Below are 15,965 nucleotides of genomic sequence, written 5' to 3' on the forward strand. Positions count from 1 at the left end.
ACGATGGACGGTCGGTCCGCATACGGGAACCGCGTCAATTCGCGCATTCATTATTTTCGTTGACGCGATCTTTACCACCTTGCGCCACGCCCCGTTTACCAACGCTTGCGATGTGATCGCGGGATTTCAAGTGCGTACTTGCGTGTGGCGCGCGCACCGCGGCGATTAACCCCCCGGCAACTTTAATTCGATACCAACGAAATCGATCGGATTGTACTGAATGTGCGGTTCGATCGCGTGTGTACAAGCGTATAGTTGCGTGAGCGTATCGATGTCTGTGTTGCGTAACGGGTCGAAGGGCGCGCGGTTCGCGCCCTTCGGCTTTGTTCTCTGTCTTCTGACAGTGAGCCCGACCGAAATCGGCTATCAGGATCTCGCATCGTTGCTGGCACGCCAGCCCGGCGTCGCGGAACGCTGGCAGGAATACATCTTCGCATCCTCGCGCCGCATGTTGCAGGTGGCGTCGTTCAATCTGCCGCGCCCGATGGGCACGCGCACGCCGGAATCCGCATCCTATCGTCTGGCAAGCCTCGACGGCCAGGGTATTCAGGGCCTCGACGTGACCGGTTCGATCAGCGGCAATCCGCTGGGGCAGGTGTTGCGGCCGTTGCAAAAATCGGACTTCCCCAAGGCGGTGCGGTCCTCGAAGGGCGACCGTCTGCCGATACGCGCGCCGGAGATGGCTGCGCCGCCGGTTGCGCCACCCCAGACAACGCAGGACCAGCCGAATTCAAACGTTTCGGTGCGCGGTGCGAAGACGGCGGATGTCGCTCCTGCTGCCGGCGCGGCCGCGCCGCTTGATGCCGAACTCGAAGCCGCGCTGAATGCGCCGCGCCTGCCGCAATACGATGCGACGGCGTCACTTCAGAACCTTCCCGCCGGCCATCCGCTCAACGCCACGCCTGCGGCGCCGGGCAACGACACCAGCGCAGCCGAGCCCAATCGCGACGGCTTCTCGTTCCAGACCTCCACACTGTTCTTCGGCAATGCGTCGCTCGGCGTATCGAGCGGAGCGCTGGAGCGCTGGCAGCCGGGCGAAGAGCCGATTGTCATCCTGCCCGGGATCGATCCTGACATGAAGACGCCTGCGGCATTGTCGACCGCTCCCGCGGAGCCTTCTGTTGGCGGCGAAAGCGTCGCAAACAAGGGCGAGGTCACCGGCGGGAACCAGCGGCCGCGCACGCCCGCCGAGCGTCTCGGCCTCGACGAGAAGTCGCGCGCCAAGACCGAACGATGTCTGACCGATGCGATCTATTTCGAGGCGCGGGGCGAAGCGGTGCGCGGGCAGATCGCCGTGGCGCAGGTTGTCCTTAACCGCGCCTTCTCCGGCTACTATCCGACCACCGTTTGCGGTGTCGTCTATCAGAACAAGCACCGCCACCTGTCCTGTCAGTTCACCTTCGCCTGCGACGGCATCCGCGATGTGGTGAAGGAGCCGGATATGTGGGAGCGCGCCAAGAAGATCGCGAAGGCGTCGCTCGACGGCCGCCTCTGGCTGCCGGAAGTGGGCAAATCGACTCACTATCACGCCTACTGGGTACGTCCGTCATGGGTCAACGAGATGAAGAAGATGTACAAATACGGCGTACACACCTTCTATCGTCCGCGGGCGTGGGGCGACGGCAAGGACGCGCCGACCTGGGGTACGGCGGCACAGACCGCGGCGATCTCGGCGGAACTCGCTGAAGCCGCCAAGAGCTCGGCGGAAATGTCGGGCGGGAAGTAGTCACTCGATTGAAGCGAGCGGCTTCAAATCGCGCGTTGCGTCATTGCCGGCATAGCCGTTCGAAGAACGGCGTCGCTTCCGCTCGACCACGACCCGGCAATCCACCACTCGAAATGCATTGTTTTAAGATGGATGCGCAGGTCAAGTCCCCGCGTGACATTCCGGGTGTCGCCGATCACGCATCGATATCCAGCGCCACGTCGAAGTTCGGCGCGGAATGCGTCAGCGCGCCGCTCGACACATAATCGACGCCGGTCGTCGCGATCTCCGCAATCGATGACAGCGTGACGCCGCCGGACACTTCCAGTACCACGCGGCCGTCTGCGATTCTGACCGCCTCGCGCAGCGTCGGAATATCCATGTTGTCGAGCATCACCACATCGGCAAGACCTGTCGCCAGCACTTCGCGCAACTGATCGAGCGTATCGACTTCGATCTCGATTTTCACCAGATGACCGACATGGGCCCGCGCGCGCTCCAGCACCGGCTTCACGCCGCCGGCAACCGCAATGTGGTTGTCCTTGATCAGGATTGCGTCGTCGAGGCCGAAGCGATGGTTGAAGCCGCCGCCGCAGCGCACCGCGTATTTCTCCAGCGCGCGCAGTCCGGGCGTGGTTTTGCGCGTGTCGCAGATCCGCATTCTGGTCACGCCTGCGTGGCGAATGTAGTCCGATGTCAGGGTCGCGATGCCGGACATGCGCCCGACAAAGTTCAGAGCGGTCCGTTCACCCGCCAGCACGGCTCGGGCAGGGCCGGAGATGGCCAGCACATGCACGCCCCTGGCCACGGCATTGCCGTCGCGCGCATGGGCCTGAATGTTGATATCGGGGGACAGCCGCTGGAATACCGCCACCGCCAGCGGCAATCCCGCGATCAGTCCGGCCTGCCGCGCGACAAGAATCGCGCGAGCATGAACTGCCGGAGCAATGGTCGCAGCCGATGTGACGTCGCCGGCGCGGCCGAGATCCTCGGCCAGCGCGCGCGTCACCGCATCCTCGATGGCCAGAGGCGACAGAAACGCGTCCGGATGCATGAGAGCCGCGGGATTGAGAACGTCGCTGATGCTCATGGTCAGGCTCCTGCCGAAGTACGTTTGAGAGGCGGAGTGTCCGTCACCGATGCGGCGATACCGCGCGCCTCATTGAGCGTGGTCATGGTGCGGTTGCGCTGCGCCAGGTCTTCCGCCGGGTAGTCGGAACGAAAATGCGCGCCGCGGCTCTCGCGCCGCGACCATGCGGACGCTGCCACGATCAGTGCCGTGGTCGCCATGTTGCGCAGCGCGATGTTGTTGCTGTTCCGCTCGATGGCGGCGAACGCCTGCACCGCATCCATCAATTGATTGCCGTTGCGGACCACGCCGACATGGGAACTCATCATTGCGCGCAGGCTGGATTCGGCTCGCGGCGGCATGGCGCTGTTGCGCAAACCTGGGTTCGTCGACAGACGGACCGGGGTGGCGAACGTGTTGCCGCCGATGTCTTCCGCGATGCGCGCGGCATAGACCACGGCTTCAAGCAGTGAATTGGAGGCGAGGCGATTGGCGCCATGCGCGCCGGTGCTGGACACTTCGCCGCCGGCCCACAGACCTTTCAGCGAGGTGCGGCCGTGATGGTCCACGGCGATACCGCCCATGTGGTAATGCGCGGCGGGCGCGATCGGAATCGGCTGCGTCGCCGGATCGATGCCTGCGGCAATGCAGCTTGCGTAGACGGTCGGAAATTTCGCCGCGAATTTTGCGCCAAGCGCCTTTGTCGCATCGAGATACGCGCCGCGCCTGGCGGCGATTTCCGCGAACACGCCGCGCGCGACGATATCGCGCGGCGCGAGTTCGGCCAATGGATCGAGCGTCAGCATGAAGCGCTCGCCGTTGCCGTTGATGAGCGTCGCTCCTTCGCCGCGCAGCGCTTCGGTTGCAAGTGGCGCGGGATCGCGGCCGACATTGAGCGCGGTCGGATGAAACTGCACGAATTCGGGATCGGCGATGATCGCGCCGGCGCGCGCGGCGATGGCGAGGCCTTGTCCGCTGGCTTCCGCCGGGTTCGTGGTCACGGCATAAAGATGCCCGATGCCGCCGGTCGCCAGCACGATGGCGCGCGACGGAATCACAATGGGAGCCGCCGTCACATCGTCCGACTTGCGGAGCTGCAAACCGAACACGGTATCGCCATCGGTCAGCAACGCCTCGGCAGTATAGCCTTCGATGACGCGGATCGATGGCGTGTTGCGTACCGCCGCGATCAGGGCAGCGATAATGGCCTTGCCGGCCATGTCGCCCTGCACATGGACGATGCGCCGTGCCGAATGCGCGGCCTCGCGGCCGACGGCCAGTTTGCCTTCGAGGTCGCGGTCGAACGGCACGCCATATTGAAGCAGGTCGTGAATGCGCGCGGGGGCTTCACGGGCAAGCCCGAGCGCGATGTCTTTATCGACAATCCCGCCGCCGACCGCGATCGTATCGGCTGCGTGGGCCTCGGCGCTGTCGCCCTCGGCGACCGCGGCTGCGATGCCTCCCTGCGCCCATGCGCTGGATGCGCCTTCGCCGAGGGGCGCTGCGGAAATCACGGTGACGGGGCGGGGGCTAAGTTTCAGCGCGCAGAACAAACCCGCCAGTCCGCCGCCGACGATGACGACGTCGGTTGTGGCGTCAATTGGCGGAGAGGCAAGGTTGAATGTACTCATGGTCGGCGCCTTGGTGTGTGTCTGTCATGCTTTGAGGCTCGGCGAAGGTGCCTCGCACATCAGGATGACGCCTGATATTCTTTTACCGTCACCCTGAGGTGCGAGCGTAGCGAGCCTCGAAGGGCGACGGCCCTTTTAATTCTTCAGATTGATCATCCGCTCCACCGAACGCCGCGCATTGCCGATGATCGCGGGATCGATTGTGACCTCCTCGCGCATGTAAACGAGGCTGTCGAGAATCTTCGGCAGCGTGATGCGCTTCATGTGCGGACACAGATTGCACGGCTTGACGAACTCGACGTTCGGCAGTTCGGCCTGCACGTTGTCGGCCATCGAGCATTCGGTGACCATGACGATGCGCTTCGGCTGGTGCTTGCGCACCCAGTCGATCATATGCGCGGTCGAGCCGGTGAAGTCGGCTTCCGCGAGCACGTCAGGCGGACATTCCGGATGCGCGATGATCTGCACTGACGGGTCGGCTTCGCGATAGGTGCGCAACTCGTCGCCGGTGAATCGCTCGTGCACCTCGCACGCGCCTTTCCATGCGATGATCTTCACGCTGGTTTTCGAAGCGACATATTTTGCCAGATATTGATCAGGCAGGAAGATCACGGTGTCGGCGTTGAGACTCTCCACCACCTGCACAGCGTTCGACGAGGTGCAGCAGATGTCGACCTCGGACTTCACGTCGGCCGACGTGTTGACATAGGCGACCACGGGCACACCCGGAAACTTTTCGCGCAGCAGGCGCACGTCCGCGCCGGTGATCGAGGAGGCCAGCGAACAGCCTGCGCGCGAATCCGGGATCAGTACGGTCTTGTCGGGATTCAGGATCTTCGAAGTCTCGGCCATGAAGTGCACGCCACACTGGATGATGACCTGTTGCTTCACCTTGGTGGCTTCGCGCGCAAGCTGCAGCGAGTCGCCACCAATGTCGGCGACGCAATGGAAAATCTCCGGCGTCTGATAGTTGTGCGCCAGGATCACCGCATCGCGCTGTGCCTTGAGATCGTTGATCGCCTTCACGTAGGGCGCCATGAACGGCCACTCGATTTCGGGAATGACGTTCTGCACCCTGGCGTAGAGATGCGCGGTGGCGCGCTCGACCTCCGGCGTCCATTCCAGCGACGGCATCGGCAAGGCGCGGCTGCGCTCGGCACGGGCTGCGCGCGCGGGGCTGCCGGTCGGGTGGTGGATTGGGCGTCCGAAATCGTCGGGACCGTAAATATCGAGGATCGGCATCGCAGCCTCCCTTGGCTGATTATATATACTCAATTTGAGCATATATAGGTTCTGAGAAATCCGGCCCATGAGCATTTTCAAGCGAAGTGGGCCTTCCGGTTCGCGTGAAGAAAAGGCTCCGATTAAAAATCGGGAGCGAATTCTGCGCAAAACCGGTGCCCACTTTTGCGGAATTCGCTCCGTGGCCGGCGTTCCAAACTCGGTTTCCTGCAAGGATGGCTGCCTGTTGTTGGCTGCGTCCTCACCTACTTATTCTCATAACGAGCAAAACAAATATAGCAGGTCGTTCTCGTCTCCGCCAGAGGATCCGCCGAACATTTCCGCATGGTGGAAATGCATCGGCCAATGCAGCGACGGCCGCAGGCAATCTCCCCTTGGCAAACGAGGCCGGAGCCGCCAATCAGAGGTCCGGATTCAACCGCACAGCAAGACGGAGATCGGGTTTGGCAACGTTCAAGGCAATCAGGATCGACAAGGCCGAGAAGGGCACCACGGCGGCGCTGACGCAGTTCGACGAAGCCGAACTGATGGACGGCGACGTCACGGTCGCAGTCGAATGGTCCACCGTGAACTACAAGGACGGCCTCGCAATCACCGGCAAGTCGCCGGTGGTGCGCCGCTTTCCGATGATCGCCGGCGTGGATTTCGCGGGCACCGTTCTGGAGTCGTCGCATTCCGGCTGGAAAGCCGGTGACAAGGTGATCTCCACCGGCTGGGGTCTCGGCGAAACCCATCTCGGCGCCTATGCCGAGAAGGCGCGGGTCAAGGGCGACTGGCTGGTGGGCCTGCCCGACGGCATGACCGCGCGTGAGGCGATGGCGATCGGCACGGCGGGCTTCACCGCGATGCTGTCGGTGCTAGCGCTGGAGAAGCATGGCCTGACACCGAAAGACGGCCCGGTGGTCGTCACCGGCGCGGCCGGCGGCGTCGGCTCGGTGGCCGTGGCGCTGCTTTCGAAACTTGGTTTCCACGTGATCGCTTCGACCGGCCGCGCTGCCGAACACGATTATCTGCGCGGCCTTGGTGTGGCCGAAATCATCGACCGCAACGAATTGTCCGGTCCGGCCAAAATGCTGGGCAAGGAGCGCTGGGCGGGCGGTATCGACAGCGTCGGGTCAACCACGTTGGCGAATCTGCTGTCGATGACGAAGTACGGCGGCGCCATCGCCGCCTGCGGTCTTGCCGCCGGCATGGACCTGCCGTCGTCGGTCGCGCCTTTCATTTTGCGCGGAGTGTGCCTTTTGGGCATCGATTCCGTGATGTGCCCGATCGGGCCGCGAAAGGCCGCCTGGCAACGGCTGGCGAAGGATCTCGACCACGCGAAACTTGCTGAAATGACTACAGAAATCGGCCTCGCCGACGTGCTCGATGTTGCTCCGAAAATTCTTGCCGGACAGCTCCGCGGCCGGACGGTGGTGAGAATTTCCTGAGGACGTTCAGACTTTGCAAACCATGGTGCTCCAATGTTGCCATGGTTGGTATGGTAATCACCGGGTTAAGGGATAAACCGCCGGGCTTTGGCTTGGCCGGTTGTCCGGACCCGCAAGTCTAGTCAGTTGGAGTAGCTCGCATGCTCATGCGTCTCGTTTTTGGAGCCATCCTTGCAAGCTCGGTTGCGGCTCCTGTGTTGGCCGAAACCATGAACGCCGATGAGGCGCGCAAGTTCGTCGCCAACAAGATGTTCGCCTTCAATTGCTTCGACGGCACCAAGGGCGTCGGCAAGATCACCGATGACGGCGCGGCGGCCGGTGCGGTGCAGTTCAGCGGCGCACCCCAGGCTCGCAACATGCGGCTGCCGTCCAACACGCTTCAGGTCCGCGGCCAGCAGATTTGCGCCTCGATCAAGGGCATTCCGTTCGAACCTTGCTTCAACCTGAACAAGACCGACAATGCCAGCTTCCGTGGGTCGGTATCCGGCCTCGGCTTCGCCTATTGCGACTTCCGCCGTCACGGCAACGCGCGCGTGTTCCTGGCGCGCGCGATCTCGCGTCCGCGGTCGCTTCGCGCGCCCGGCGTGACCCAGTCGGCCGATGCGTCCGCGCGTGCTGAGGTACGCCCCGCGTCCCACAGCGAACCGGCGTCGCTTGAGCTGCGCCGTTCCGCCAGCGAGTAGTCTTTCCTCGTACTCCGATCACGCCGCCGGGCTGTTGATAGCCGGCGGCGTTTTCGTTTGCCGGAACAGGATGCGCTGATACAGCCATCCGATGGCGACCAGCACCAGTCCCAGACCGATGAACGAGAACGCCCGGTAGGCTCCGGTCAGGTTCGACATGTCGATCAGGAACACCTTGAGAATGGTGACCGCGATCATCACCGCCGACGCAAGGCGCGCGCGCTGCGACGGCAGCAGCAGGCCGATGCCGAGCAGAACCACGCCGAACACCAGCCATGCCACCGAGTAGGTGTACTGCTCGGCGTCGAAGGTGCGGAAGCTGTTCAGGAACGGCCCGTGGTAGAGGCGGCGGATTTCCAGCGTGATCCAGGCCAGCGCCAGCACGAGAGCCGCGGCCGCGATGGTGTTGGCATAGGCCGCAACGCGACGGCCGGCCACGGCATATGACAGGAGCAGCGCGAGAATGGCCGGGATCGCGTAGCCGAGGATCAGCGGGTTGAAGAATGGTCCCGCGATCTCGATGCTCCGCATCAGCGGATTGGCAATCCCGAACAATCCAAGGACAATTGCCAGCCCGGCGAACCACGTTAGCAGCAGCGCGCCGATGTTGTGGATGACGCTGCCCGTCCGCACCCGCAGCCGTTCCAGTCCGATCGCCATCGCCAGCGCGACGCAGACCTGCAGACCGATCTCGATCAGGCTCGATGATCTGCTGTAGATATCGCCGCTGTTGATGTAGTGGCGGATCTCGGTGAAGGCGAGCAGCACCGTGAACAGGATCGCCGCGGCCTCCACGCTGCGCAGCGGGGCATCGTCCCCGCGACGGCGCAGGAAGATGCTGCCGAGCCAGAACGACGCCGCCGGAATGCCGTAGCCGAGCAGCAGCCAGTTGAAGATCGGCGTGGTGCCGACGTCATTGCCGGCGATGCGCGGCTCATAGCCGACGCGCAGCACCACGATGCCGGCGAGGACCGCGGCCAGCGCGCGCAGGAACGGGATCGGCCGCTTCATGGAAATCCACGCGGTGCCGAGCGACATCAGCGCCAGCGCGATGGTGAGCCAGCCCTTTTCCAGTGCGAAAGTGAAGGCCAGCGCCAGCGCCGCCAGCGTGCCGGTGGCAAACAGCGCGGTGGCGATCATCTGGCCGGGCCGCGCCTCGCGTTTGGTCAGAATCTCGGTGGCTGCCGCGAACGCTCCGGCCAGTGCAATCGCAATGATGGCAAACGGGATCGAGCGGTCGAGATGCGCGATGCGCGCATAGAGCGCGACCAGCAATGCGAGTGGCGTGAACACGCCGGCCGCCGCCCAGATCACCGGAATGATTGCGCTGACGGAGCGTCCCTGCGCGAGGAAGCCGGCCGCGCCGAACGCCGCGGCGAAACCTGCCGCGGTTGTGAGATGCATGCTGATCGAGCCGTCGTCGGCGCGCGGACCGATGCCGGGCATTGGACCGCCGGGCGCCACCGCAAGGTCCGGATTGGCGCGAATGGCCCATTCCGCGAAGACCGCGAACACCAGCACGGCTGCGGCGCCGACGGTGCCGGTCGCGCTGTCCGCGCGCCAGGCGATGGCGAAAGTGGCCGCCACCAGCAGTGTGAACACGATCATGGCGGGGTCGGCATGGTTGTTGATGAGAACGAGCACGGCTGCGCCGAACAGGAACACGCCCAGCGAAATCGAAGACACCGGTTCGACTCGGCCCTGTTCAGCCGGCGGACCGAACATGAATCCGGCGACCACCAGCAACGCCGACAGCGCGAAGCTCGCAATGATATCGAATGCCTGAGGGCCGAGCGTATGGGGGCGGGCAATATCGAACAGCATCCAGAACGCGCCGAACACGATGGTGGTGACGGCGAGCCAGCGCCACAGCCGGATGCGTGCGAGGCCGAAAGCGGCTGCGGTGACGATGGCGATATAGATATAGAGCGCCCAGTAGTCGGGCTTGTCCGAGGACACCAGCACGGGGGTCACGAATGCGCCGACCACGCCGAGGCCCGCAAGCGCCGGACCGTGCAGCAGCGCCGCGGCAAGCGTGCCCAGCGCAACAGCGCCGAGCAGGACGAACGCGACCGGCGGCGACAGGAATCCGTAAAGCGCGTAGGCGGCATACACCGTCGCGAAGGCAACAGCGGTTCCGGCAGCGGTGAGGATCGCCGGGATGTTGGCGATCGGCAGCGGCGCGATGGCGGACAGGCTTTCCTTGCGCCGCGCAACTTCGCCGGTGACGAGCAGGGCGAGCGCAAACAGTGCACCGAGCAGCACGCGCACGCCGGGGCCGAGCAGGCCGGCTTCGATGGAGTATTTAACGAGAAACACGCCGCCGAGCGCGAGCGTCAGTCCGCCGATCCACACCACCCAGCGGGTGCCGAGGCGTTCTTCGAGGCCGGGGGCGGTCTGCGGCGGTTGTGCGACAGGAGTTTCCGGCGCGGCGTCCGCCGCTTTCTCTTCATAGCGTCCGCTTACCGGCAGCGGCGGTGGCACCGGCGCGGGCCGCTCAGAGTCGGCAGTCGTCTCGGGCACAATCGGCGGCGCGACGGACGCATCCGATGGCGGGAGCGAGGGGCGCGCGCCCGTTGCAAGCGAGGCTTCAAGCAATGCCAGCCGCGCGTTGAGTTCCTGCGAGCGATTGATGGCTTTACGTGCAAAAATAAACGCGACAATGGCAATGACGACCGCAATAAATTCCATCGTTCCTCCTTGCGCGATCCGCTGGCGCATGAACGCAAGCGATCAGATCACGCGGAAATCATTTCAGGCCGCCGCGCCGTTGGGGCGGCCTTGTTCAATTCTGGCGGCGGCCGCGCACGCGCAATCCCGGCGCGGGCCGCTCCTGCAACACTTCGCGGCGGAAACGAAACAGCGCGGCGGGCCGTCCGCCGGTTTGTGTGGACATTTCGCCGGTCGGTTCGACCAGCGCGCCGTTCTCAACCAGACGGCGGAAATTCTGCTTGTGCAAATGACGCCCCGAGATCGCCTCAACGGTCCGCTGCAAGTCTGTTAGTGTGAACTCGGGCGGCAGAAGTTCAAACACCACCGGGCGATATTTCAGTTTGGCGCGCAGCCGGGCGATGGCGGTGGCGAGAATTCTGCGGTGGTCGAAGCGCATCGGCGTGCCGAGCGCGGGCAGCGATTTGCGCGCCAGCGCAGCGGGTCTGCCGTCGCGGCGGGATTCCTCGATCAGGCCCGCTTCGTAGAGCAGCTCGTAGCGGTCGAGCACGCGCTCCTCGTCCCACTGCGCACCCTGAGTCCCGAAGTAGAGCCGCACCCGGTCGCCGCGCGCCAGCGCGCGGGCGGTGTCCGGCTTTTCGGATTGCGCGGCCCAGTCCGTCAGGGCCGGGAGGATGGTCCTGTCGATGATCGCGGGCGGCCCGTCGCGCCAGTCTTCCCACGGGAAATAGCGATACCAGGGCTCGAAGGTGGCGCCCGCGACCTGCGGCTTCGAGGTGTTGTCGGCGGCGCGCGTCAGCGCGAGATAGCCGACCGAGGCAACATGGGCGTCAGTGTCGCCGCGCCGGGCGTGGCGGCCGCGATCGCCGAACGTGTAGAGCTGTTCGACATAGCCGAGCCGCAGGCCGGTCTGTTCTTCGACCCACGAGCGCAGCCCGATTTCCAGCGTGCGATGCGCGACGGCATCGAACGGACCGAACGGCAGCCCCGCCAGTTCGTCGCCGTCGCTGCCGGATGCGGTCAGGATCAGGGGCTCGTTGTCCTCGATGGACACGATGGCCGCCGTCAGCCCGATCTCGATCGGCGTGAGGAGCTTTTCACTCATGGGCGCAGAGGGCGCTTTCTCATTCGATCTCCACGCGGAACGGCCGGCCCTCGATGGTCATGTTGCCAGGGCCCATGTCGTCGAGCGCGCGGACCATCCGCCCGTTGCGGCCCAGCACCTTGTCCGCCAGCGTGACGATCAGCCGGTTGGGATAGGCGGTCGGCGAGGCGGCGCGGATCTGCCGCGCGATGGAGAATTCGTCGCGGTGCGGATTGAGCGCGCAGGCCGCCATGAAGGCGCTCGCGGTGGAGCGGCTGATCCCGGCGTAGCAATGGATCACCATCGGCGCGGCGCGATCCCATTTGCGGATGAAGGCCAGCGCCTGTTCGACATGGGCGGGGGACGGCGCGACGAATCCGTCGGCCGGCTCGTTGATGTCGTCCATCTGGATGCGCAGGTGATTGGTCTCCAGCACCGAGGGCGGACGCACCACCTGAGCGACATTGGCCATCACGGTCAGGATATGGCGGGCGCCGGTCGCCTCGACGGTCGCGGGCAGGGCGGCAAGCGAGCAGACGTGAATCATGGCGTTCCCTTTTTGCCAGCCAGTATAGGCTGGCCTCCGGCGGATCGCCAACGTGCGGACTAACCCAGAAGGGCCTTGAATCGGGCGAGAAACTGCTTCTCGGCCCGCCCGGCGGACCACGGCGTCACGTAGTCCTTCTCGGTGACGGCGGGCAGCTTGGGGTCGCGGCCGAACAGGCGTTTCGCCTCCGCCTCGCCGAAGCCGGCCAGATGCGTCGCCTCGAGATAGGCCGCGCCCATGTCGGCGGCCTTGATCTGCCCTTCGATCTCGGCGGGCAACACCGCCGGCAAACCAAAACGAATATGGATCGCGGAGAGCAGCCGCTTTTCGACAGCTTTATACGAACCTCCGATCACCGCCTTGAACGGCGAGATCATGTCGCCGATGACGTATTCCGGCGCGTCATGCAGCATCGCCGCCAGCCGCACGCGGTGATCGACCCGCGGCACCTGCTTGCGCAGCACGGCTTCCACCAGCAGCGTGTGCTGCGCGACGGAGAAAATATGCGCGCCGTGGGTCTGGCCGTTCCAGCGCGCGACGCGCGCGAGACCATGGGCGATGTCCTCGATCTCGATGTCGAGCGGCGAGGGATCGAGCAGGTCGAGACGGCGGCCCGACAGCATGCGCTGCCATGCGCGTCCTGCTTTGGACGGGGAGAATTTCTTCGCGGTCATTTCGATATTTTGCGCGGCGGCTTTTTTATCTTGCCGCAGGTGTCGTGGCAGTGGCACGTTACGAGGTGGTCGTTGACCATGCCGGTGGCCTGCATGAAGGCGTAGACGATGGTCGGGCCGACGAACTTGAAGCCGTGGCCGAGCAACGCCTTCGACATCTTGATCGAGACCGGCGTCGACGCAGGGACCGACGCCGTGGTCTTGAAATTGTTCACCTTCGGCTTGCCGTCGAGGAAGTCCCACAGGAACGTGGAGAATCCCGGACCCTCCTCCATGATCTTCAGGTAGGACTTCGCGCTGTTGATCGTGCCTTCGATCTTGGCGCGGTTGCGCACGATGCCGGCGTCGTTCATCAGCGCCGCGACCTTCTTGTCGCTGTAGCGCGCGATCTTCGCAGGCTCGAAATCGTCGAAGGCCTTGCGGAAGTTGTCGCGCTTGCGCAGGATCGTGATCCACGACAGCCCGGCCTGAAAGCCGTCGAGGATCAGCTTCTCGAACAGCGCGCGGTCGTCGTATTCCGGAACGCCCCATTCGGTGTCGTGGTAGGCGATGTAGAGCGGATCCTCTCCCGGCCACGGACAGCGATGCAGGCCGTCGGCATGCAGGCGCGCGCTTCTCATGCCGACGCTTCCGAAATCGATGCTTTCCCAGGCGCCGCCTTGACGTCGTCGGGTGCAACAAGGCTGAGCGGCAGCCCGCCTGCCGTCAAGGGCAAGCCGGCGTCGAGCGCATCGGCCACCCGATCGATCCGCAGCAACGCGAGGCCAAGACCGTTGGCGGACGAGCCCATGGTGCCGACCGGCTTGTCGCCCGCGTTGACAGGCAGGCCGACTTCGGGAACCGACGCGTCCAGACGCACGCGCACGGTCCGCGTCCGCGCGGTGCCGCGATGCTGCATCCGCGACACAACTTCCTGCCCGACGTAACAGCCCTTGTCGAAATCGACGCCGTGCAGGCGGTCCATGTTGGTTTCGTGCGGGAAAGCGTCGCCGTAAATGAAATCGACGCCGCCGCGGGGCGCGCCGCAAGCGATGCGATGGGCCTCGTAGTCGGCGCTGTCGCCAAGGTCCGCGCCGATTGCCGCCGCCGTTTCGCCTGCGAGATCGTCGGGCACGAACAGCCGCCAGCCGAGTTGCGGATCGCGCGGGTCTTCGAACGCGAGGTCGGGTTTGATCGCCGGAACACCGTTCCACACCGCCAGCACGCCAAGCTGCGCGGACAGGTTTTCGATGGTGATCTTCGCCCGCAGTTTGTAGATGCCGAGACGGTCGGCGAAGGCCTGCGCAAGCGCCAGCGGCACATCAAATACGAAGCCGCCGCCGTGGGCGTCGGGCGCTTCGGTGACCAGAAAATCCGCGATGATCTTGCCCTGCGGCGTCAGCAATGCGCCGAACCGGCCCAGCCCGGGCCCGACCAGCCCGATATTCGTGGTGACGAGGCCGTCCAGGAATTTACGGGCATCCTCGCCGCTGACCTTGACCACGCCGCGATCCGGCAAAAACGCTGCTTTCATGGTGTTTTCTCGGGACTTTCTCGAAGTTCTTTGGGGAAATTCGCCTGTCAGATATTACATGGCAACGTAAGGCGCTAAGGTGCGGACAACAAGGCCGCGCGGCCATCCGGTCGTCGCATTGGCCATGCAGAAATCACTTCCTAGCAGACGAGTTTCGAGACTTGGCCCAGACATTTGACGTGATTCTAAAATCCGGCACCGTCGTCAATCAGGACGGCGAAGGCGTGAGGGACATTGGTATCACCGATGGCCGCATTGCCGAGATCGGCTCGCTGAACGGGGCCGGCGCGGGTGAAGTCATCGACTGCAAGGGCCTGCACATCCTCCCCGGTGTGATGGATACGCAGGTGCATTTCCGCGAGCCGGGTCTCACCCACAAGGAAGATCTGGAAACCGGATCGCGCAGCGCCGTGATGGGCGGCGTCACCGCCGTGTTCGAAATGCCGAACACCAATCCGCTGACGGTCACGGAAGAAGCCTTCACCGCCAAAGTGACGGCCGGGCATCACCGGATGCATTGCGACTACGCCTTCTTCATCGGCGGCACGCGCGAGAACGTCAACCATCTGCCCGATCTCGAACGCGCGCCGGGCTGCGCAGGCGTGAAAGTGTTCATCGGCTCATCCACCGGCACGCTGCTGGTGGAGGACGACGAAAGCCTGCGCCGCATCTTCAAGGTGATCCGCCGCCGCGCGGCGTTTCACGCCGAGGACGAATATCGCCTCAACGACCGCAAGCACCTGCGCATCGAGGGCGATCCGCGTTCGCATCCGGTGTGGCGCGACGAGGTCGCGGCGCTGATGGCGACGCAGCGGCTGGTGAACATCGCGCGCGAGACCGGCAAGCGCATCCATGTGCTGCACATCTCGACCAAGGAAGAGATCGAGTACCTGCGCGACCACAAGGACGTCGCCTCCTGCGAGGCGACGCCGCATCACCTGACGCTCGCCGCACCAGAAGCTTACGAGCGCCTCGGCACGCTGGCGCAGATGAATCCGCCGGTGCGCGACGCCCGTCACCGCGCAGGCATCTGGCGCGGCATCGAGCAGGGCATCATCGACGTGCTCGGCTCCGACCACGCGCCGCATACGCTGGAAGAAAAGGACAAGACCTATCCGGCATCGCCCTCGGGCATGACCGGCGTGCAGACGCTGGTGCCGGTGATGCTGGATCATGTGAATGCGGGGAAACTGTCGCTGGCGCGGTTTGTCGATCTCACCAGCGCAGGCCCGGCGCGGCTGTTCAACATCGCCTGCAAGGGCCGCATCGCCGCGGGCTACGATGCCGACTTCACTATCGTTGACATGAAGCGCGAGGAAACCATCACCAACAAGTGGGTGGCCTCGCGCGCGGGCTGGACGCCCTATGACGGCATGAAGGTGAAGGGCTGGCCGGTCGGCACCTTCGTGCGCGGGCGGCGGGTGATGTGGCAGGGCGAACTCGCCACGCCATCGACCGGCGAGGCGGTGCGGTTTCTGGAGACGCTGAAGGCGTAAGTGTGTCCCGGACGCGGTGCGGTGTTTTCTCGCCGCTCCGCAGAGCCGGGACACCCGCGATACGCGTCATTCCGGGACGCGCCCTCTTGGGCGCGGGCCCGGAATCCACTCTTCCCGTCGTTATGGATTCCGGGTTCGCGCGAAGACGCGCGCCCCGGAATGACGGCAATAATATCGAGCGAGCACCGAAACATTTTGTGATGGGGATACAAATCCCCGCG

The 15,965-nt window shown here is 64.5% G+C and carries 13 protein-coding genes; 4 read left to right on the forward strand and 9 right to left on the reverse strand.

What is annotated here, in order from left to right; translation table 11 throughout:
* Positions 1-271 precede the first annotated feature (271 nt).
* Positions 272-1,726 carry a cell wall hydrolase gene (locus LVY71_RS22575; protein ID WP_235102162.1) on the forward strand — a complete coding sequence of 485 codons (1,455 nt, stop codon included), beginning with the start codon at positions 272-274 and terminating at the stop codon, positions 1,724-1,726.
* A 175-nt stretch (positions 1,727-1,901) separates the two neighbouring features.
* Here the strand turns inward: LVY71_RS22575 and nadC are convergent, their stop codons facing one another.
* The 3 genes from nadC to nadA all read right to left on the reverse strand — a co-directional run bounded on the left by nadC (position 1,902) and on the right by nadA (position 5,647).
* Positions 1,902-2,795 (reverse strand): carboxylating nicotinate-nucleotide diphosphorylase, encoded by an 894-nt coding sequence (gene nadC / locus LVY71_RS22580; protein WP_235102163.1) that lies wholly within the window; start codon positions 2,793-2,795, stop codon positions 1,902-1,904.
* Between the two features lie 2 nt (positions 2,796-2,797).
* Positions 2,798-4,405 (reverse strand): L-aspartate oxidase, encoded by a 1,608-nt coding sequence (locus LVY71_RS22585; protein WP_235102164.1) that lies wholly within the window; start codon positions 4,403-4,405, stop codon positions 2,798-2,800.
* Between the two features lie 135 nt (positions 4,406-4,540).
* Positions 4,541-5,647 (reverse strand): quinolinate synthase NadA, encoded by a 1,107-nt coding sequence (gene nadA / locus LVY71_RS22590; RefSeq protein ID WP_235102165.1) that lies wholly within the window; start codon positions 5,645-5,647, stop codon positions 4,541-4,543.
* Between the two features lie 443 nt (positions 5,648-6,090).
* Between nadA and acuI the strand changes: the two genes are divergently transcribed.
* Together acuI and LVY71_RS22600 are read left to right on the forward strand one after the other, a co-directional pair.
* The gene (gene acuI / locus LVY71_RS22595; protein ID WP_235102166.1) at positions 6,091-7,077 is read left to right on the forward strand and encodes an acrylyl-CoA reductase (NADPH); all 987 of its coding nucleotides are present in this window, start codon (positions 6,091-6,093) and stop codon (positions 7,075-7,077) included.
* Positions 7,078-7,217: 140 nt separating this feature from the next.
* Positions 7,218-7,760, forward strand: coding sequence for a hypothetical protein (locus LVY71_RS22600; protein WP_235102167.1), 543 nt, complete (start codon positions 7,218-7,220; stop codon positions 7,758-7,760).
* 18 nt (positions 7,761-7,778) lie between these two features.
* Here the strand turns inward: LVY71_RS22600 and LVY71_RS22605 are convergent, their stop codons facing one another.
* The 6 genes from LVY71_RS22605 to ygfZ form a co-directional block, all read right to left on the reverse strand.
* On the reverse strand, positions 7,779-10,451 hold the full coding sequence (locus tag LVY71_RS22605) for a DUF2339 domain-containing protein (protein WP_235102168.1): 2,673 nt from the start codon (positions 10,449-10,451) through the stop codon (positions 7,779-7,781).
* Positions 10,452-10,545: 94 nt separating this feature from the next.
* The gene (locus LVY71_RS22610) at positions 10,546-11,535 is read right to left on the reverse strand and encodes an NUDIX hydrolase (protein WP_235102169.1); all 990 of its coding nucleotides are present in this window, start codon (positions 11,533-11,535) and stop codon (positions 10,546-10,548) included.
* A 19-nt stretch (positions 11,536-11,554) separates the two neighbouring features.
* A complete protein-coding gene (locus tag LVY71_RS22615; protein WP_235102170.1) occupies positions 11,555-12,061 on the reverse strand; it encodes a tyrosine phosphatase family protein in 507 nt (168 codons plus the stop codon).
* Positions 12,062-12,120: 59 nt separating this feature from the next.
* Positions 12,121-12,735 carry a YfbR-like 5'-deoxynucleotidase gene (locus LVY71_RS22620; protein ID WP_235102171.1) on the reverse strand — a complete coding sequence of 205 codons (615 nt, stop codon included), beginning with the start codon at positions 12,733-12,735 and terminating at the stop codon, positions 12,121-12,123.
* Positions 12,732-13,355: a DNA-3-methyladenine glycosylase I gene (locus tag LVY71_RS22625; RefSeq protein WP_235102172.1), complete on the reverse strand. Its 624-nt coding sequence runs from the start codon at positions 13,353-13,355 to the stop codon at positions 12,732-12,734. Before LVY71_RS22625 ends, LVY71_RS22620 begins: the two co-directional genes overlap by 4 nt.
* On the reverse strand, positions 13,352-14,248 hold the full coding sequence (gene ygfZ / locus LVY71_RS22630) for a CAF17-like 4Fe-4S cluster assembly/insertion protein YgfZ (protein WP_235102173.1): 897 nt from the start codon (positions 14,246-14,248) through the stop codon (positions 13,352-13,354). Before ygfZ ends, LVY71_RS22625 begins: the two co-directional genes overlap by 4 nt.
* 161 nt (positions 14,249-14,409) lie before the next feature.
* Between ygfZ and LVY71_RS22635 the strand changes: the two genes are divergently transcribed.
* Complete coding sequence (locus LVY71_RS22635; protein WP_235102174.1) at positions 14,410-15,744, forward strand: dihydroorotase; 1,335 nt, start codon at positions 14,410-14,412, stop codon at positions 15,742-15,744.
* Positions 15,745-15,965: the final 221 nt, after the last annotated feature.

The organism is Bradyrhizobium sp. G127, assembly GCF_021502575.1.
Lineage (GTDB): Bacteria > Pseudomonadota > Alphaproteobacteria > Rhizobiales > Xanthobacteraceae > Afipia.

What these genes read in the sequence shown, in the direction of transcription:
- LVY71_RS22575 (WP_235102162.1), top strand. Translation starts at nt 272, where the DNA reads ATGTCTGTGTTGCGTAACGGGTCGAAGGGCGCGCGGTTCGCGCCCTTC.
- nadC (WP_235102163.1), bottom strand. Translation starts at nt 2,795, where the DNA reads ATGAGCATCAGCGACGTTCTCAATCCCGCGGCTCTCATGCATCCGGAC.
- LVY71_RS22585 (WP_235102164.1), bottom strand. Translation starts at nt 4,405, where the DNA reads ATGAGTACATTCAACCTTGCCTCTCCGCCAATTGACGCCACAACCGAC.
- nadA (WP_235102165.1), bottom strand. Translation starts at nt 5,647, where the DNA reads ATGCCGATCCTCGATATTTACGGTCCCGACGATTTCGGACGCCCAATC.
- LVY71_RS22600 (WP_235102167.1), top strand. Translation starts at nt 7,218, where the DNA reads ATGCTCATGCGTCTCGTTTTTGGAGCCATCCTTGCAAGCTCGGTTGCG.
- LVY71_RS22605 (WP_235102168.1), bottom strand. Translation starts at nt 10,451, where the DNA reads ATGGAATTTATTGCGGTCGTCATTGCCATTGTCGCGTTTATTTTTGCA.
- LVY71_RS22610 (WP_235102169.1), bottom strand. Translation starts at nt 11,535, where the DNA reads ATGAGTGAAAAGCTCCTCACGCCGATCGAGATCGGGCTGACGGCGGCC.
- LVY71_RS22615 (WP_235102170.1), bottom strand. Translation starts at nt 12,061, where the DNA reads ATGATTCACGTCTGCTCGCTTGCCGCCCTGCCCGCGACCGTCGAGGCG.
- LVY71_RS22620 (WP_235102171.1), bottom strand. Translation starts at nt 12,735, where the DNA reads ATGACCGCGAAGAAATTCTCCCCGTCCAAAGCAGGACGCGCATGGCAG.
- LVY71_RS22625 (WP_235102172.1), bottom strand. Translation starts at nt 13,355, where the DNA reads ATGAGAAGCGCGCGCCTGCATGCCGACGGCCTGCATCGCTGTCCGTGG.
- ygfZ (WP_235102173.1), bottom strand. Translation starts at nt 14,248, where the DNA reads ATGAAAGCAGCGTTTTTGCCGGATCGCGGCGTGGTCAAGGTCAGCGGC.